The following is an 18,749-nucleotide window of genomic DNA, read 5'->3' on the forward strand; positions in this document are numbered from 1 at the left end:
CCTCGGCCAGCAGTACCCGGATCACGCCCCGCAGCGTAGCCGCTCCCGCGGTGGCCAGGACCCGCCGGTCCGCCCGCCTTCACTACGGCGCGGCCTGCGAGGGCAGCTCCACATGGGCGCCGCGGGAGAGCGGGACCAGGGCGCGGAGGGTGAAGCCGCCGCGCTCGCCGGGGCCGGTCTCCAGGCGCCCGTCGGCCAGCTGGAGCCGCTCGGCCAGCCCGGTGAGCCCGTTGCCGTGCGGACCGGTCGCGCCGCGGCCGTCGTCGGTGACGGTCAGACACAGCTCGTCGCCCGTCTCGTCGAGCGTCACCGCGCAGCGCCGGGCCCCGCTGTGCCGCACCACATTGGTGACCGCCTCGCGCAGCGCCCAGGCCAGCGCGCCCTCCTGGTCGGGCGGAAGGTCGGGGTGGTGGACGCCGGCCCGGCTCAGATCGGCGGCGACGCCCGCGGCGGCGAGGGCGGTACGGGCCCCCGCGACCTCGGACTCCAGGGTGGGGCGCCGAAAGCCGCTCACCGCCTCCCGGACGTCCACCAGCGCCTGCCGGCTGACCCGCTCGATATCGGCCACCTGACGCGCCGCCTGCTCGGGCTTGTCGGGCAGCATCCGCCCCGCCAGCTCGCTCTTGAGCGTGATCAGGGAGAGCGAGTGGCCCAGCAGATCGTGCAGATCGCGGGCGAGCCGCAGCCGCTCCTCGTTGGCGGCGAGCTGGGCCACGGTGGCGCGGGCTGCGCGCAGCGCCCGGGTGGTGCGGACCATCTGCCCCACCGCGCTCATCGCGAAGCCGCCCAGCAGCGAGGGGATGACCAGGGCGGACACCAGTCCGTGCGAACCGCGCACCAGCACCCCGATGCCCACCATGAACGCCGTGTTCAGCGGGATCGCCCAGCTCGACAGCCGCAGCGGCAGCACCGCCCCGAAGGCGACGGACACATAGACCGAGAGCACCAGCCAGGCGTCGCCCATGGTGAGGGTGAGCACGGCGGCGAGCACGCTGATCATGCCCAGCGCCCCCAGGACCGCGGCCCGGCTCAGCGCCCGCCCGGTGTGCCGGAAGACCAGCATCAGATAGACGGCGACGAAGACCAGCAGGCCGAGCCCGCCGCACACGGTGGCCAGGGCGGTGTGGTGGCCGTCGGCCAGATCGCTCACCGGCGCGCCCATATAGGCCATCCAGATCCCGATCCACAGCAGCTTGACCAGCGCCTGTTTGCGGTTCTCGGGGGACTGCCCGATGTTGGCCACCCGGTCGTTCTCCTCGTCGTACGCCATCGCGTCGGCCCACCAGGTCAGCCGGCGGCGCCCGGCGGGGCGGCGCTGCGGATCGCCGTCGGTCCACTCGGCCCGGTCAGCCATGGTTGTTCTCTCCTCGGATCACGCCTCGGGCCACGCCCTCGGTCATGCCTTACGGGTGCGCTTCATGCCTCATGGGTGCGCTTCATGCCTTACGGGTGTCCTTGCGGTACAGCCATGCCGCGCCGCCCGCGAAGACCACGAGATAGCCGATGAGCAGCGCCACGTCCTTGGCGTGCGGGGCGCCGCCCAGCTCGATCGCCTGGCCAAGGGCGGTGTAGGCGTGGGTGGGCAGACAGTCGCCGATGTTCCGCAGCCAGTCCGGATACGACGTGGTGGGCATCCACAGCCCGCCGAGAATCGAAAGACCGAAGTAGATGATCATCGTCAGCGGCCGTACCGCGTCCCCGCTCGCCAGGTATCCGATGGCGACCCCGAGCGCCGCGAAGACCAGGGAGCCCGCCCAGATCGCGGCGGTCAGCGCGGGCCACTCCCAGGCCGCGTCCAGCCGTACGCCCTTGGCGACGGCGGCCACCACGAAGACGATCACGATCGACGGCAGGGTGGCCACCGCACCCACCGCGACCTTGGCCGCCACATAGCCGCGCCCGGGCAGCCGGGTGAGCCGCAGCTGGCGGGTCCAGCCGCCCTCGCGCTCCTTGGCGATCCGCTCGCCGTTGCCCATCAGCCCGGCGGTCAGCGCCCCGAAGGAGGCCATCGCGACCATGTAGTAGAGCGGCATCGACAGCCGGGTGCCGGGCACGCGGTCGTCGGCGTCGGTGCTGCCCGCGATCAGCAGGAAGAGCACGGACGGATAGATGATCGTGAAGAACATGAACTTGCGATTGCGCAGGGTCCGCGCGATCTCCAGCTTGACCAGCGCCTTCATCGTGCGGACTCCTCAACTGCCGTCGCGGCGTCGGTGATGGCGAGAAACGCCTGCTCCAGGCCGAGGCCGGTGACCTCGAGCCCGTGCGGATAGAGCCCCAGCCCGTAGACCGCGTGGACGGTCGCGTCCGCGTCGGTGGACCGTATCCGTACGGTACGCCCCGAAATCTCGATCCCGGTCAGCGCGGGCAGGGCGCGCAGCGCCGGCTCGTCGACCGGCCCGTCCAGCTCGAAGGCGATCCGGCGGGCCCCGGCCATCGCCTTGATCTCGGCGGACGAGCCGTCGGCCAGCACCCGGCCGCCGTGCAGCACGATCACCCGGTCGGCGATGGCGTCGGCCTCATCGAGGTAGTGGGTGGCGAACAGGATGGTACGGCCCTGCTGCGCCTGCTCCCGCATCGCGCCCCAGAAGGTCTGCCGGGACGAGACGTCCATACCGGTCGTGGGCTCGTCCAGCACGATGAGGTCGGAGGCCCCGGCGGTGGCGAACGCGAAGCGCACCCGCTGCTCCTGGCCGCCGGAGAGCTTGTTCACCTTGCGGGAGGCGATCTCGGTGATCCCCGCCCGCGCCAGCACCTCGTCCACCGGATGGCCCTTGTGGTGCAGATCGCAGGCCAGCCCCACCAGCTCGCGGACCGTCACCTCCTCCATCAGGGCGCCGCTCTGGAGCATCGCGCCGACCCGGCCCCGGACGATGGCCTCGCGCGGGGTGGTGCCGAAGACCTCCACCCGGCCGGAGTCGGGGTGGCGCAGGCCGAGCAGCAGATCGAGGCTGGAGGACTTGCCGGCGCCGTTGGGGCCCAGCAGGGCGACGGTCTCCCCCGGGTACAGGGTGAGATCGAGATCGGTCACGGCGCGCACGCCACCGTAGGACTTGTTCACCTTCTCGAAGCGGACCACGGGCGGCGCGCCCGTGGTGGCGGCCCCGGTGCCGGGGTCGGAAACAGCGGTCGTTGGCGTCATGGCCATAAGACTGGCCGAGGGCGGGGTGTGCCCGGCAGTGTCAGCGGTCGTGACCTGGGGATGACAGATGTCATGGACCGGGGCGTGACGCGGCCCCGTAGGCGTGACGCGGCCCCCGCCCGGTGCCGGGCGGGGGCCGCGTCGTCCGGCCGTGGGTGACGGGCCGGTCAGTTGTCCTTGCCGACGATGCCGATGCGCTCGCTGGGCGTCTTGCCGAGCAGCGCCTGGCGCAGCGCCGACTCCACGTCCTCCGGGGTGACGGGCTTCTTGGAGCCGTCGCCCCGCTCGAGCAGCACGCCGTCGAAGGTGCTGCCGTAGAGCTGCTTGAGGACGGCCAGGTCGTAGTGCTCCACCAGCTTGCCGTCGACCACCCGCATGGAGAGGATCTTCGGCAGCGACTTGTCCGGGCCGAACGGGATCGAGTGCTGGGCGTCCGTCTGCACCGTGACCAGCCCCGACATCGCGGGCTCGGCGAAGGTCTTCAGCTTCCGGTCCACCTCGGCCTTGCTGACCGTGGGGTGCTTGATGGTGACCGGCAGGGTGATGGCCTTGTTCTGGCCGGTCTCGGCGCGCAGCCGGAACCCGTCCGAGACGGCCTTGACCGCCTTGTCCACGTCCAGCCCCTTGCCCTCCTTGCCGTAGACCGGGACGGCCTTGCCGGAGGTGAAGCTGATGCCGCCCTCGCGGGCCGTGCCGGAGTCGCCCGCGAGCCGCTCCAGGGCGTCCCGCAGCTTCTCCTCGTCCACGGTGACCGCCGGGTCGGCCTCATGGGTGCCGCCGAAGAGCGAGCCGATCACGGTGACCGGGTTGTAGTCCCGGCCCGCGACGTCCCGGACCGTGGCCTCGGTGTCGAGCGCCAGGCCCGCGACGGACGGCTTGATCTCCTTCTCCTGGCCGTCGACCGACACCGTCAGCGGGGCGGTGGTGCGCTTGCCCAGGGCGGTGTCCAGCTTGTCGACGGCGACCTCCTTGGAGGTGCCGCCGATGTCGACGCCGAGCACGGTGGTGCCGTTCGGCACATCGGCGTGGTTCATCACCAGACCGGCCGCGTAGGCCCCGCCCGCGATCACGAACAGCAGGCCCCCGGCCATGACGACCTTGGACCGGCCCTTCTTCTTGGGCTTACCGGCCTTACCGGTCTTCGGGGCGGAGGCCGCCGGGGCGCTGTCGCCGCCGGGCGCCGGGGCCCCGGGACCGCCCGGGGCGGGCGGGGACGGCGGCTTGGCCCGGCCCTCGGTCGAGGGCACCACGGGCACCCCGCTGACCAGCGTGTCGCTGGAGATCTGCTCCGGCGGCACGCCACCGGTCGGCGTGGGCTCGGGGTCGCGGAACAGCGAGGGGGAGGGATCGGCTCCGGGGCCGTCCGCGGGCCCCGCCCCGGGACCGCTCAGCGGTCCCACGCCGGTGGTGGCGCCGAGGCTGCCGGAGAGCGGCGAACCGCCCGGCGGGGTCGGCGGCTGACCGGCCGGGCCTCCCCCGGCCAGCGGCCCCACTCCGCCCGGAGGCGTCTGCGGGTCACCGCCGTACGGACCGGACGCGGGGCCCGGTCCCGGCGGGGCCAGCAGGTCGCCGTCGTGCGGGCCCGCACCGGGGCCGGACGGCGGCACGTACATGTCACCGGTGACCGGCCCGGTGGTGGGCCCGGTCGGCTCGGGGTGGCCGGACGGCGCCTGGGCGTCGGTGAAGTACGGCAGATCGGCGACGGGACCGCCGCCCTGCTGCGGTGCCGGGAACCCCTGAGTGGTGTCCGGCGCGGGAAATCCCTGAGTGGTGTCCGGCGCCGGGAATCCCTGGGTGGTCTCCGGGGAAGGGAAACCCTGCGTGGTGTCGGGCGCGGGGAACCCCTGGGTGGTGTCCGGGGCCGGGAACCCTTGCGTGGTGTCCGGGGCCGGGGGCACCGACGGCTTCGGAGTGCTACCGGTGGCCGACGAGCCGCTTCTGGGCTTACGGGGCGCGAACCAGTCGCTGGTCCGCTCGCCGTCGCCCTTGCCGCTCTTCCTCTCCCGGCCCTCGGTGGGCTCGCCGGCCCCCCCGGGCTCGGCCGGCACACCGCGCTCGGGCGTCGGCGTGAAGTCGACGCGCGGCAGGGCGCTGGTGCGCTCGGGGGCGTCCTCGTCCCCGCCGGAGCGCGGCGCGGGCACGCCGTCCTCCGCGACGGGTGTGCGCATGACCACCGGCGGGATGGGCCGCGACCCGGGGATGTTGATCTTGATCCGGGTCGTCAGCGTGGTCTCGGTCTTCGGCTCCTCCGGCTTGGCCGCGGCACGCGCCTGCCCATCCTCGGCGGCACCCTGCGGGGCCTCCTGCGTGGGGTTCGGCGAGGGGTACTGGCGGGATCCGTACGGCGGGGTGCCCGACGGGTAGGCGGCACCACCGCTTCCCTCCCGGGGCCCGGAGGACGAACTGTCAGATTCACGGCTCAAAGCAGGTTCTCCCAGTTAGCTCCGCCGCCCGTCAGACCTCGCGCGGGCGGCTCGGCGGCGGCACCACCATACTGGGCGGTGCGGACGCGCACTTGACGGCCGCCGGATCACCGCATCCGGTACGCCCGAGGCGCACCCTTCGCCGTGCGCCCGAAGGGCCTCCGAGTGCCGGGGACGTCGCGCCGAAAACGTCACGTCACTTACCAAGTCGGACCGGCGGGCCAGGAGGTTGCGGCACCAAAGGCAGCGTGGCACACATCACACCGATGAACATCCCGCCGAGGAGGAAAGCGTACGACCCCAGCCCGGCGCCGAAAAGGAAATCCCCTTCCGGACGGGAGGAAGTGAGCAGCAACACGGCCACCGTCCAGGCGCCCGCGGGCACTCCGCCGCCCATCCGCGCGCCCATGACCTTGACCCCTCCGTAGCACAGGCCCGCCACCGCGAGCAGCGCGAGCAGCAACCCGCCGGGGAACCACGCCGCTTGGACCAGCGCGCCCGCGGCGCCCACCAGCACTCCGGCCACGGCGAGCAGGGCGTATCCGCCCAGGCGCGGGGCCGTCATGCCGCCACCCCCGCGAACAGGTCGTCCTCGCGGTCCGCCCCGGCCTCGCCCTTGACGAGCCGGTAGTGCTCATGGAGGAACATCGGCTGGACCAGGTCGTTGGAGAGCGCGAAGAAGGGGCCGTCCACCGCGATCTGGCTGGCGTGGGCGCGCATCGCCGCGGCCTTCGCGGCGGCGTGGGGGACGCCGTCGATGAGCGCGGTGACGTCCGCGTCGTCCACCACCCCGGGGATGTCGTCCACCGTGGCGACGCCGGGGAAGAGGGAGTCACGGCCCTCGGCCCGCAGCCGGGCGAAGCCCTCCTCGACGGCCGAGCGCGGCACGCAGTTCCAGTAGACCTTCGCGATGTCGTGCGGCTCGCCGAGATCGGGGCGGAAGCCGGGATCGGCGGCCAGCTCCACGGCGCGCATCGCCACGCGGTGCGCCTGGATGTGATCGGGGTGGCCGTAGCCCCCATTGGTGTCGTACGCCACAAGGACCTGTGGCCGGATCTCGCGGACCACGGACACCAGATGCCCGGCGGCCTCGTCCGGATCGGCCCGCCAGAAGCAGTCCGGCCGGTCGTTCTGCGGGGCGCCCATCATCCCGGAGTCGCGATAGCGGCCGGGCCCGCCCAGGAAGCGGTGGTCCTCGACCCCCAGGGCGTCCATGGCCGCGGCGAGTTCGCCGATCCGGTGCGGGCCGAGCGCGTCGTCGCGGTCGGCGGCGAGATGCGCCAGGGCAGGCGGAATGACCTCGCCCTCCTCACCGAGGGTGCAGGTCACCAGGGTGACGTGTGCGCCCTCGGCGGCATATTTCGCCATGGTCGCGCCGTTGTTGATCGACTCGTCGTCGGGATGTGCGTGTACCAGCAGCAGACGACGGGCGGGAAGAACGGTCATGGGCACAGCCTACGATTCGCACACACGTGCCCATGGGTCGCACGCCCCGGCCCCGCTCGGGGTCAGATCTTCACGCCGCCGATCATGTCCGCCACGTTGGTGGTGAGGTCGTCGATCGTCGGAGCGACCGATGAACTGGCCAGGTAGAAGCCGAGGAGGACACAGACGATCGCATGAACCGCCTTCAGTCCTGCCTTGTTCACGAGCATGAAGACGATGATCAGCAGCAGCACTGACATCGAGATCGAGAGCGCCACAGCGGCTCACCTCCAGGTACACGCACTCGGACGGACAACATATTGATGCCACAGGGGGGCTACCCACTATGCGCAATCGATCATAACTATGGCGCTGCGCACACGACTCGGTGCACGGGAGCATGACAGGGGCGCATGCCTGATCGCACGAACTTCCCGGCCCCGGGGGCTACTTCTCGTTGGTTATGCGCCATCTCGCCATCGCCCGGGGCGGCTTGGGACCGGCGCCCTCCCGGCCGGACCGTGCCAGGGGCAACGCCCGCCCGGCCTACCGATCCGTACCCTCCCCCGCGATGATCCGACGGCCGTACGCTCCCCCTATGACCGGACAGCTCTCGTTCCCACGGCAGCACGCGCGCACCCAACGTTTCACCCTCGGGACGCCGCGGGCCCTCACCGTGGCCCCCGACGATTCACGCGTCGTCTTCCTGCGCTCCCGCTCGGGCACCGACCGGACCGGCCTGCTGTGGGTGTACGACCTCGCCGGACGGCGCGAGTACCCCGCCGCCGACCCGGCCGAGCTGCTCGGCGGCGCCGACGAGGAGCTGTCCCCCGAGGAGCGGGCGCGGCGCGAGCGCAGCCGCGAGGGCTCGGCCGGGGTGGTCGGCTACGCGGTGGACGCCGCGGTCGAGCGGGCCGCCTTCGCCCTCTCCGGGCGGCTGTTCACCACGGAGCTGGCCACGGGCACCACCCGCGAGCTGCGCGTCCCCGGCCCGGTCGTGGACCCGCGCCCCTCCCCCGACGGCCGCCACATCGCCTACGCGGCGGGCGGGGCGCTGCGGGTCACCGGCGCGGACGGCGAGGGGGACCGGGCGCTCGCCGAGCCGGAGGGGAACTCCGTCACCTACGGTCTCGCGGAGTTCATCGCGGCCGAGGAGATGGACCGCTCACGCGGCTTCTGGTGGTCGCCGCGGAGCGACGCCCTGCTGGCCGCCCGGGCCGACGAGTCCCCCGTACGGCGCTGGTGGATCGCCGACCCCGCCCACCCCGGCCGGGAGCCCGCTGAGGTGGCCTATCCCGCCGCCGGCACCGCCAACGCGGAGGTGCGGCTGGTTCTGCTCGGTCTGGACGGCTCCCGTACGGAGATCGAGTGGGACCGGGAGCGCTATCCGTACCTCGCGCGGGTGCATTGGTCGGCCTACGGTCCGCCGCTGCTTCTGGTCCAGGCCAGGGACCAGCGCAGCCAGCTCTACCTGGCCGTGGACACCGACACCGGCCGGATCAGCACGGTCCATGTGGACGAGGACGCGGTTTGGCTGGATCTTTTCCCCGGGGTGCCGGCCTGGACCGAAGATGGACGACTCGTCCGCATCGCGGACGAAGGGGGCGCCCGGGTGCTGATGGTCGGCGACCGCAAGCTGACCTCCGGCGCCCTCCAGGTGCGCGCGGTCCTCGCCATCGGCACGGACGACGTGCTGTTCTCCGCCTCCCCGGGGGCCGGTGCCCCGCTGCCCGAGCAGCCGGGTGAGATCGCCGTCCACCGCGCCTGGTTCCGGGGCAGCGGCGACCAGGGCGGCTGGGAGCCGGTCGGCAGGCGGCCCTTCCCCGCGGTCCACTCCGCCGTGCGCGGCGGCGAGGTGATCGCGCTGTCGTACACGGGCCTCGAGCGGCCCGGGGTGAGCGTGGAGCTCCTCCGGCCCGCCGACCACGGCGCGGCCGAGCGCATCGCCGAGCTCGACGCGTACCCGGAGCGGCCCGTCATCACCGCCCGACCCGAGCTCGTCTTCGCGGGCAAGCGGGACATTCCGTGCGCCGTGCTGCTGCCGAGCGGCTATCAGGAGGGCGACGGACCGCTGCCGGTCCTGATGGACCCCTACGGCGGCCCGCACGGCCAGCGGGTGGTCGCCTCGCACAACGCCCATCTCACCTCGCAGTGGTTCGCCGACCAGGGCTTCGCGGTGGTCGTCGCCGACGGCCGCGGCACCCCCGGCCGCTCCCCCGCCTGGGAGAAGGCGGTGCGCGACGACCTGGCCGCGGTCACGCTGGAGGACCAGGTCGAGGCGGTGACGGCGCTCGCCGGGCGCTATCCGCTGGACCTCGGCCGGGTGGCCATCCGCGGCTGGTCCTACGGCGGCTATCTGGCCGCGCTCGCGGTGCTGCGCCGCCCCGATGTCTTCCACGCGGGCGTGGTGGGCGCCCCGGTGACGGACTGGCGGCTGTACGACACCCACTACACCGAGCGGTATCTGGGGCTGCCGGAGGAACAGCCCGAGGTCTACGCCGCGAACGCGCTGATGACGGACGAGGGGCTGTCCGGTGCGGCCGACACGGTACGGCCGATGATGATCATCCATGGTCTGGCGGACGACAATGTGGTGGCCGCGCATACCTTGCGGCTCTCCTCCGCGTTGCTGGCCGCGGGGCGTCCGCATGAGGTGTTGCCGTTGTCCGGGGTGACGCATATGACGCCGCAGGAGCAGGTTGCGGAGAATCTGCTCCTGCTCCAGGTGGACTTTCTTGAGCGGGCGCTCGGCCTGCGGTAACGCTCCGCTGGGAGTGCCCTGGCCTGCCGTTGATCGTTTGCGGCGCCATCGTGGCTGGTCACGCGTGATCTTCTGCGGCGCCGTCGTGGCTAGTCGCGCAGTTCCCCGCGCCCCTTCGGGGCGCCTCCAGCCACCCTCACCAGCCCGGTGGGGGCGGCGGGGGTGCGGACGGCGGCGGGGGTGCGGTGGGCGGGGTGCCGGGCGGCGGGGGGACCAGCGGTGGAGTGGCGGGCGGGGGTGGGGCGTAGCCGCCGTTGCCGTAGCCGCTGTTGCCATAGCCGCCGCCATAACCGCCGCCGTAGCCCCCGGCCCCGGAGCCGTCCCCGTAGCCCCCGGGCCCCTGGGCGTCGTAGCCCCCGTCATAGCTTCCGTCGTAGCCGCCATAGCCGCCGCCGTACGCCGGGGCGCCCGTGGCGTCCTCCTCCACGCCCCGCCGCGCCAGCGCGAGCAGGGCGATCAGCCCCGCGATCGCCTCGAAGAAGCCGGTGAGCACGCTGAGCACGCCCACCGTCGGCAGATCGCTGAGGTGGTCCACATAGTCGAGCTTGATGTAGAGGGATGCCTCGCTGATCCCCGTGGCCGTCACCAGCGCCGCCGCCACCATCCCCAGCGGGCGCGCCAGCGGGGCGCGGGCGAGCGCGGCGGCCGCTCCGGCCAGGCACAGCGCCACCGCCGCCCACGCGACCCAGGCACCGGGCGCCGAGAGCAGGGTGGGCAATGTGTGCTTGCCGGTGAGCAGGTACTTGTAGATCTCCCAGCCCCGCTCCTGGGCCCAGTAGATCTGCCAGGCGGCGATGACGACCCCAATCGCGCCCAGGAACAGCGCGCCGACCACAGCCGCCCCGGGCGCGGGGCGGCCCGGCGGCCGGTCGGCGGGCGAGACCGGCGGGGCGGCGGGGTCGACGGGGCGGCGTGCGGCGGCCACGACGGCCAGCAGCAGCCCCGCGAGCACCACCTGCGCCCAGGCGCTGGCATTCGCCCGGGTCTTCAGATCGCCGGGGATGCCCTGGAGCCAGTCGGAGTTCAGGTTCCACAGGCTGGGCAGCCGCACCGCGACGGTCGCCACCGCGACCGCGCCGAGCGCGCCCGCGGCGGACGGTGATCGCAGGGCGGTGATCCCGACGACCGCGTAGACCAGCAGCAGCGCGAGGTCGAGCAGGGAGGAGCCGAAGATCCCTCCGGTGGCCCGGAACGGCAGCCCGGCCCAGGTCCACCACAGATGGCTCGCCTCATCGGCCTTGTCCAGGTCGTGGATGATCCATCCCAGCGAGATCAGCCCGAGAACCGCGCAGACGAGCGCCCCGAAGACGCGCGCTCCGCTGTTGAGTATCCGTCCCTGCCCCATAGCCGTAGGTCTCCCCCGCCTCGCACCCCGGGCAACCGTCGCGGGACGAAGAAAAATACCGATCGTGGAAGAAAAATGCGGATCGTGACCGTCCGGAGACCACCGGGAGACACGGGCGGCCGAGCCCCCGAAGTGGTGCGACCGGCCGGGGCGGCATCTCGCGCCCCGGCCGGTCCAACGGCACCCGCACGGCCGTACGCAGTTCAGCCTGACGCGTCCGTATATCGGTGTTGCGACGGATGGGTTGCCTGTGTGTTAACGCGTTTCCTACCCATAGTCCATGCTTTGTCCCCCATAGGGGATCTCTGTCAAGCACGCCCGGACCTCGATCTGCCAAATCTTCGCTCAAGGTTCGAACGAGCGGCACATCCACCCTCGCCGGACCCTTGACTGCGCCGTTCCCCGATTGCGACAGTCCGCTCAACCCGACACGCATGCACCAACCTTGGCGAGCGGGCGGCGACATGACGCGCATAGACAACGCGAGTTGACGGTGGGACACCAGTGCGGGGGGACGCTACGCGATGACGAGTCCATCCCAGACCGGCGTGGTCGAGAAGACCGCACCGGGCGGCACGGAGGGCGAGGCGCCGGCCGGTCTGGCGCCCCGCCAGCTGATGTGGCGGCGCTTCAGACGCGACCGCACCGGTGTGATCTCCGCGTGCGTGGTGGTCTTCTTCTTCGCCGTCGCCGTGCTGGCGCCGGCGATCGCCTGGCTGTACGGCAAGGACCCGTACACCACCTACGGCCTTGACCGGCCCGAGCTGCTGGACCCCCTCACCGGCTATCCGATGAAGCCCAACGGCGGCATCGACGGCGAGTTCTGGTTCGGCATCGAGCCCAAGCTGGGCCGCGATGTGCTGACCCAGCTCGTCTACGGCATCCGCACCTCGCTGCTGATCGGGCTGGCCGCGACCGTGCTGTCCACGCTCACCGGCATCGTGATCGGCGTGGTGGCGGGCTATACGGGCGGCCGCACCGACTACTTCCTCGGCCGTCTCATCGATCTGCTGCTGTCCTTTCCGCAGCAGCTGTTCTTCGTCGCCTTCATGCCGGTGGTCACCGCGCTGTTCGTCAGCCCGCAGAAGGAGACGCCCACCTATTTCCGGGTGACGGCCCTGGTGATGGTGTTGTGGCTGCTGGGCTGGATGCAGCTGGCCCGGCTGCTGCGCGGCCAGGTGCTCTCCCTGAGGGAGCGCGAGTTCGTCGAGGCGGCCAGGGTGACCGGCGCCTCACCGTGGCGGATCGTCCGCAAGGAGCTGCTGCCCAACCTCGTCACGCCCATCCTGGTGCAGTCCACGCTGATGCTGCCGAACTTCGTGACGACGGAGGCGGCGCTGTCCTTCCTCGGCGTCGGCGTGGTGGAGCCGACCCCCGACTGGGGCCGGATGTTCGCCAAGGGCGCGAACTTCTACGAGGGCGACATCACCTACATGTTCTTCCCCGGCATCGCCATGGTGGTCTTCGTGGTCGCCTTCAACCTGCTCGGGGACTCGGTCCGGGACGCGATGGACCCCAAGACCACGCGGTGACCGGGGGGCCGGCGGGCCCAAGGCAGTGAACGGCAAGTCTTCCGTCCGATGAGGCAGGTGCAGTGGCAACGTGAACACCGAAAAACCGTCCAAGAACAGTCGCAGAGCCCGTACCCTCGCCGTCGCCCTGGCCGCGGGGGCCCTGGCGCTCGCGGGGTGCAGCAGCGGTGGCGGCGGCTCGAATCCCAAGGATTCGAACGAGCCCAAGATGGAGTCCCAGGACATCACCCTGGGCACCGCCGCCGACTCCACCGGACCGGCCAAGGATCTGCCGGGCGCCAAGAAGGGCGGCACCGTCACGGTGCTCCAGCGGGACGCCTTCGAGCATCTGGACCCGGGGCAGATCTATGTCAGCGATGAGCTGATCATGCAGACGCTCTACAACCGGACGCTGACGAACTACCAGTTCGACGACAAGACGGGCAAGGCCAAGCTGGTCGGCGACCTCGCCACCGACACCGGCAAGTCCTCCGACGGCGGCCGCACCTGGACGTACACCCTCAAGGACGGGCTGAAGTTCGAGGACGGCTCGCCCATCACCTCCAAGGACGTCCGCCAGGCCGTCGAGCGGCTCTACGCGCCGTATCAGACCAACGGGCCGACCTACCTCCAGCAGTGGCTCTCCGGGGACGGCCAGAAGTACCGCAAGGCGCTTCCGGACGGCCCCTACAAGGGCAAGCACCTGCCCAAGTCGGTGCTGGACACCCCGGACGACAAGACCGTCGTCTTCCACTTCGACCAGCCGCGCGCCGAGGTGCCGTTCGCGGTCGCCATGCCCAACATCGGCGCGGTGCCGCCGGCCAAGGACACCAAGGAGAAGTACGACAAGGCCCCGCTGGCCTCCGGTCCGTACAAGATCCAGAACTTCAAGCCGGGCAAGGGCATCCAGTTCGTCAAGAACGACAAGTGGGACCCCAAGACCGACCCGATACGCCATCAGTACGTCGAGAAGTTCGACGTCTCCTTCGGGCACCAGTGGGTGGACTCCACCCGCCGGCTCCAGGCGGACAAGGGCGCCGACCGGAACGGGATGACGTGGACCAACGCGGTCGACCCGTCGCAGATCTCCACGGTCCTCAAGGACAAGAAGGCGATGGCCCGGTCGCTGACCGAAACGCAGCCCTATGTGGATGTCGTTTCGATCAACACCGATCGAGTCAAGGACAAGAAGGTGCGCGAGGCGATCGCTTGGGCCTTCCCCAGCGGTCAGTACCTCCAGCAGTTCGGCGGTCCGAAGGCCGGTGAGATCGGCGGCGGGCTGGTCGGCCCCACGCTCAAGGGCTACGACCCCACGTTCGACCCGTTCCGGAAGAAGAAGTACCCGGGCGGCAACGCCAAGAAGGCCAGGGAGCTGCTGAAGGAGGCGGGCAAGGAGAACTACGAGCTCGTCTACGCCTACGGGAACGGCGACACCCACCAGGACGCCTCGGTGGTCGTCGAGCAGGCCCTGGAGCGGGCCGGGTTCAAGGTGCAGAAGAAGGAGATCGACCAGTCGACCTATTACACCCAGATCGGAAAGGTCAAGAACAAGTTCGACCTGTACCGGTCCTCGTGGGGTGCCGACTGGCCGTCCGCCTCGACCGTGGTCCCGCCGGTGTACGGCGGCCAGAACGTCTACGACGACTCCGCGAACTACTCGCACCTCAACGTCCCGTCGGTCAACGACGAGATCGGCAAGGTCACGAAGGTCAGCGACCTCAGCCGGGCCACCTCGGAGTGGATCAAGCTCAGCGAGAAGATCCTGACCGATGAGATCCCCGCCGTCCCGACCTTCTACAACCGGCTGTTCACCCTCTGGGGCTCGGGGCTGGGCGGAGTGAAGTTCAACTCGGTCTACGGCGCCGTGGACCCGACGGCCGTCTTCATCAAGTAGTCGCCTTCTCCACCTGGCCGCGGCCGCACCCAGGCAGCGCAGAACCCGGCCGCGTCCGCCCCGGCGGACGCGGCCGGAACCCGCCCCTAGCGGAAGATCACCGACGTCATGTTGAGATTTCTCGCCCGCCGGTCCCTCGGCGCGATCGTGATCCTGATCCTGATCAGCGCGATCACGTTCTTCCTCTTCTTCGCCCTGCCCGCCGAACCGGCCCGGCTCGCCTGCGGCAAGAACTGCGATCCCACCTCGCTCGCCATGATCAACAAGAATCTGGGCCTGGACCAGCCGGTGCCGGTCCAGTACTGGAAGTTCATGGTGGGGATCGTCGCCGGGCGGGACTTCGCCGTGGGGCACTGCGACGCGCCCTGCTTCGGCTACTCCTTCGTCAGCCAGGAGCCGGTCTGGAGCACCATCGTGGACCGCTTCCCGACCACCCTCTCGCTCGCCCTCGGCGGCGCCGCCGTCTTCCTGGTCTGCGGGATCGGCATCGGCATGATCGCGGCCTGGCGGCGCGGCACCTGGATCGACAAGTTCTTCAGCTCGCTGTCGCTGCTCGGCGCCTCGATGCAGATCTACTTCGTCGGGGTGCTCGCCCTGGCCTGGTTCGTCAGCGGGCTGGGGATCATGGACCAGCCCGCCTACTACCCCTTCACCGAGAATCCGGCGAAGTGGTTCAGCGGAATGCTGCTGCCCTGGGTGGTGCTCTCGCTGATCTTCATGGCCAACTACAGCCGGATGACCCGCTCCCAGATGGTCGAGCAGCTACAGGAGGACCACGTCCGCACGGCGCGGGCCAAGGGCCTCTCCAGCCGTACGGTCTTCTTCCGCTACGCCTGGCGCGGCGCCATCGCCCCCATCGTCACCATCTTCGGCATCGACCTCGGATCGCTCCTCGGCGGGGCCATGGTCACCGAGTACACCTTCACCCTGCACGGCATCGGACGGCTGGCGGTGGAGTCCGTCCAGCTCACCGATCTGCCCATGCTGATGGGCGTGATGCTGGTCAGCTCCGCGGCCATCGTGGTGTTCAACATCCTGGTCGACGCCGCCTACGCCTTCATCGACCCGCGCGTGCGCCTCGCCTGACAGACCCGGAGCTGCCGAGATGACCACACTCACCAAGCCCGACGACGGCGCGACGCCGCCACCGGCCCCCGGCGACGGCGCCTTCCTGTCCGTACGCGATCTGTACGTCCGGTTCGCCACCGAGGACGGGATCGTCAAGGCCGTCGACGGCCTCTCCTTCGACCTCGAACGCGGCCGGACGCTCGGCATCGTGGGCGAGTCCGGCTCCGGGAAGTCCGTCACCAACCTCACCGTGCTGGGCCTGCACGACCCGCGCACCACCACCGTCAGCGGCGAGATACTGCTGGACGGGCAGGAGCTGACCGGCGCGCCCGAGCGCACCCTGGAGCGGCTGCGCGGCAACACCATGGCGATGATCTTCCAGGACCCGCTGACCGCCCTGTCGCCGTACTACACGGTGGGCCGCCAGATCGCCGAGCCGTACCGCAAGCACACCGGCGCCTCCAAGAGCGAGGCCCGCTCCCGCGCGATCGAGATGCTTCAGAAGGTCGGCATCCCCAACCCGCGGCTGCGGGTGGACGACTATCCGCACCAGTTCTCCGGCGGGATGCGGCAGCGCGCGATGATCGCGATGTCGCTGGTCTGCGACCCCGATCTGCTGATCGCCGACGAGCCGACCACCGCCCTCGACGTCACCGTCCAGGCGCAGATCCTGGATCTGCTGAAGGACCTCCAGCAGGAGTTCGGCTCCGCGATCATCTTGATCACCCATGACCTGGGCGTGGTGGCCAACACCGCCGACGACCTGCTGGTGATGTACGCGGGCCGGGCCGTGGAGCGCGGTACGGTCCGCGAGGTGCTGCGGGCGCCCCAGCACCCGTACACCTGGGGGCTGCTGGGCTCCATGCCGCGGCTGACCTCCGCCGTGGACGAGCCGCTGAGCCCCATCCCCGGCTCCCCGCCGAGCCTGCTCAGCCCCCCGCCGGGCTGCCCGTTCCATCCGCGGTGCCGCTACACCGACCAGGTGGGGGGCGACCGCTGCGCCACCGAGCGGCCGTCGCTGCCGGACGGCCGCGGCGCCGCCTGCCATCTGGGCGCCGAGCGGAAACAGACCCTCTTCACCGAGCAGATCAAGCCCCGGCTGGGCTAGGGACCAGGGCTTAGGAGCGCTGACGCATGAGCATCGAGTCGGGCACACCCGAACCCCTCCTGGTCACCGAGCGGCTGACCAAACACTTCCCGATCATGGGCGGCTTTCCGTTCAAGCGGAAGGTCGGGGCCGTGCAGGCGGTGGACGGGGTCGATCTGACCGTGCACGCCGGGGAGAGCTTCGGGCTGGTCGGCGAGTCCGGCTGCGGCAAGTCCACCACGGGCCGGCTTCTGACGAGGCTGCTGGAACCCACCAGCGGAAGGATCACCTACCGGGGCCGGGACATCACCCACGCGGGCCGCAAGGAGCTCGCCCCGATCCGCTCCGAGATCCAGATGATCTTCCAGGATCCGTACTCCTCGCTGAACCCCCGGCAGACCGTCGGCACGATCATCTCCGGGCCCATGGAGATCAACGGCATCGAGCCACCGGGCGGCCGGGAGGCCCGGGTGCGCGAGCTGCTGGAGATCGTGGGCCTCAACCCCGAGCACTACAACCGCTTTCCACACGAGTTCTCCGGCGGTCAGCGCCAGCGCATCGGGGTGGCCCGCGCGCTCGCCCTGGAACCCAAGCTGATCGTCGCCGACGAGCCGGTCTCGGCGCTGGACGTCTCCATCCAGGCGCAGGTCGTCAATCTGCTCCAGAAGCTCCAGCGGGAGCTGGGCATCGCCTTCCTGTTCATCGCTCATGACCTCGCCGTCGTACGCCACTTCTCGCAGCGCGTCGCCGTGATGTACCTGGGCAAGGTGGTCGAGGTGGGCGACCGCGAGTCCATCTACCGCCGCCCCCGCCACCCGTACACCCACGCGCTGCTGTCCGCGGTGCCGGACGCGGCGGTGGTGATGGCCGAGGAGGCGGCGGAGGCGGAGGACGGCCCGGGCGCCGTGGGGACCACCCGCCGGGAGCGCATCCGGCTCGCCGGGGATGTCCCCTCTCCCATCAACCCGCCCTCCGGCTGCCGCTTCCGCACCCGCTGCTGGAAGGCCCAGGACATCTGCGCGCGGGAGGAGCCGCCGCTCATCCGCCTGGACGGCAACCGCGAGGGCCATCTGTCCGCCTGCCACTTCCCCGAGGACCCGACGCTCGAGGCCCGCGAGGAGGACGTGGTGCTGGACCCGGCGCTGATCGCGGCGGAGTCGGAGGCCCTGCCGCGCAAGGAGCCGTAAACACGCTGAACCAGCGCCTCGGAACCGCGAGTCCGCCGTCAGAGCCGAGTCCGCCGTCAGTCCGCCGTCAGAACCGAGGCCGCCGTCAGAACCGCGAGAAGGAGTGCACCCGCCCGACGGCGCGGAACCCGCGGCGGCCGTACCAGCGCAGCGGCCAGTCCTCCTGGTCGGCGACGAGGAACCGCAGCGCGCACCCCGCGGCGGCCGCGCGGCGCAGCGCGCCGGCCAGGACGGAGTCGGCGTAGCCGCGGCGCAGATACGGCTCGGCGGTCGCCACCTCCTCGATCTGGGCGATCCCGGCGGCGGGCTCCAGATACAGATCGGCCCAGGAGGCGATCTCGCCGCTGTCGTCGTGGGCGGCGAGGAAGAGCACCTCGTCGGCCCCGGCCCGTCGTGCGGTGCGCCGCTCGACGAGGTCGTGCACGGTCTTCTCGTCCGCGTCCGGCATCCACCGCCACTGCTGCGCCGTCACCGCGCGCCGCAGCAGCCCGTGCGGATCCGGCCCCAGCTCGCGCTCCACCACATCGGCCGCCCCGGCCTCCGGCACCGGCCCGGTGTGGACCATCAGCACCTCGGTGACATGGGTGTACCCGGCCTGTTCGAGCGCGGGCACGGAGATCAGGCCCAGGGCCTCGTCATGGACCGTGATCCGGCGGTGCGGCAGGAAGGCCATGACCTCATCGGCGAGCTCGGGCAGCCCCTCGGGGTCGGCGGGCCCGGTGATATGGAGCTGATTGTGCTCATGGGAGCGTTCGTACTCCCGGTGCAGCACCAGGAAACCGCCCGGCACCTCCCGCACTTCACCGGCCTGTCGGCGGGCGAAGGAGATCCGGAAGTCGATGATGCGCTGAAGGTCGTTCGACGGGTCGTTCTGCGACACGTCGCGATCATAGGCGAACTGACACA

15 protein-coding genes are annotated in these 18,749 nt (G+C 71.2%); 6 read left to right on the forward strand and 9 right to left on the reverse strand.

Translation table 11 applies throughout. The annotated features are described in order from the left end of the window. Positions 1-82 precede the first annotated feature (82 nt). The 7 genes from ACT2CW_RS12285 to ACT2CW_RS12315 form a co-directional block, all read right to left on the reverse strand. Complete coding sequence (locus tag ACT2CW_RS12285; RefSeq protein WP_445516538.1) at positions 83-1,354, reverse strand: sensor histidine kinase; 1,272 nt, start codon at positions 1,352-1,354, stop codon at positions 83-85. An 82-nt stretch (positions 1,355-1,436) separates the two neighbouring features. Next, the gene (locus tag ACT2CW_RS12290; protein ID WP_445516539.1) at positions 1,437-2,180 is read right to left on the reverse strand and encodes an ABC transporter permease; all 744 of its coding nucleotides are present in this window, start codon (positions 2,178-2,180) and stop codon (positions 1,437-1,439) included. Then, on the reverse strand, positions 2,177-3,142 hold the full coding sequence (locus ACT2CW_RS12295) for an ABC transporter ATP-binding protein (RefSeq protein WP_445516540.1): 966 nt from the start codon (positions 3,140-3,142) through the stop codon (positions 2,177-2,179). The genes ACT2CW_RS12290 and ACT2CW_RS12295 overlap by 4 nt, the downstream gene beginning before the upstream one ends. Positions 3,143-3,309: 167 nt before the next feature. Beyond that, positions 3,310-5,565, reverse strand: a complete 2,256-nt coding sequence (locus ACT2CW_RS12300; RefSeq protein ID WP_445516541.1) for a hypothetical protein — start codon at positions 5,563-5,565, stop codon at positions 3,310-3,312. Between the two features lie 196 nt (positions 5,566-5,761). Then, positions 5,762-6,130 (reverse strand): DUF6113 family protein, encoded by a 369-nt coding sequence (locus tag ACT2CW_RS12305; protein WP_164429900.1) that lies wholly within the window; start codon positions 6,128-6,130, stop codon positions 5,762-5,764. After that, positions 6,127-7,011 (reverse strand): N-acetyl-1-D-myo-inositol-2-amino-2-deoxy-alpha-D-glucopyranoside deacetylase, encoded by an 885-nt coding sequence (gene mshB / locus ACT2CW_RS12310; RefSeq protein ID WP_182473348.1) that lies wholly within the window; start codon positions 7,009-7,011, stop codon positions 6,127-6,129. The genes ACT2CW_RS12305 and mshB overlap by 4 nt, the downstream gene beginning before the upstream one ends. A 62-nt stretch (positions 7,012-7,073) precedes the next feature. Beyond that, entirely contained in the window at positions 7,074-7,268 is a 195-nt protein-coding gene (locus tag ACT2CW_RS12315; RefSeq protein ID WP_037952186.1) for a hypothetical protein, read from the reverse strand. Positions 7,269-7,588: 320 nt separating this feature from the next. Between ACT2CW_RS12315 and ACT2CW_RS12320 the strand changes: the two genes are divergently transcribed. Next, on the forward strand, positions 7,589-9,751 hold the full coding sequence (locus ACT2CW_RS12320; RefSeq protein ID WP_445516542.1) for an alpha/beta fold hydrolase: 2,163 nt from the start codon (positions 7,589-7,591) through the stop codon (positions 9,749-9,751). Positions 9,752-9,887: 136 nt separating this feature from the next. Here ACT2CW_RS12320 and ACT2CW_RS12325 read toward each other — a convergent pair whose 3' ends face one another. Next, positions 9,888-11,096 carry a hypothetical protein gene (locus ACT2CW_RS12325; RefSeq protein WP_445516543.1) on the reverse strand — a complete coding sequence of 403 codons (1,209 nt, stop codon included), beginning with the start codon at positions 11,094-11,096 and terminating at the stop codon, positions 9,888-9,890. A 524-nt stretch (positions 11,097-11,620) separates the two neighbouring features. Here ACT2CW_RS12325 and ACT2CW_RS12330 point away from each other — a divergent pair. The 5 genes from ACT2CW_RS12330 (at position 11,621) to ACT2CW_RS12350 (ending at position 17,843) form a co-directional block, all read left to right on the forward strand. Further along, entirely contained in the window at positions 11,621-12,628 is a 1,008-nt protein-coding gene (locus ACT2CW_RS12330) for an ABC transporter permease (protein WP_164429893.1), read from the forward strand. 70 nt (positions 12,629-12,698) lie between these two features. Continuing rightward, positions 12,699-14,501 carry an ABC transporter substrate-binding protein gene (locus ACT2CW_RS12335; protein WP_445516544.1) on the forward strand — a complete coding sequence of 601 codons (1,803 nt, stop codon included), beginning with the start codon at positions 12,699-12,701 and terminating at the stop codon, positions 14,499-14,501. Positions 14,502-14,609: 108 nt separating this feature from the next. Further along, entirely contained in the window at positions 14,610-15,587 is a 978-nt protein-coding gene (locus tag ACT2CW_RS12340; RefSeq protein ID WP_138913973.1) for an ABC transporter permease, read from the forward strand. 19 nt (positions 15,588-15,606) lie between these two features. Then, positions 15,607-16,677 (forward strand): ABC transporter ATP-binding protein, encoded by a 1,071-nt coding sequence (locus ACT2CW_RS12345; protein ID WP_138913974.1) that lies wholly within the window; start codon positions 15,607-15,609, stop codon positions 16,675-16,677. Positions 16,678-16,703: 26 nt separating this feature from the next. Further along, on the forward strand, positions 16,704-17,843 hold the full coding sequence (locus tag ACT2CW_RS12350) for an ABC transporter ATP-binding protein (RefSeq protein ID WP_445516545.1): 1,140 nt from the start codon (positions 16,704-16,706) through the stop codon (positions 17,841-17,843). An 85-nt stretch (positions 17,844-17,928) separates the two neighbouring features. Here ACT2CW_RS12350 and ACT2CW_RS12355 read toward each other — a convergent pair whose 3' ends face one another. Further along, complete coding sequence (locus ACT2CW_RS12355) at positions 17,929-18,723, reverse strand: GNAT family N-acetyltransferase (protein WP_445516546.1); 795 nt, start codon at positions 18,721-18,723, stop codon at positions 17,929-17,931. Positions 18,724-18,749 lie beyond the last annotated feature (26 nt).

Source organism: Streptomyces sp. NEAU-174, assembly GCF_052665095.1.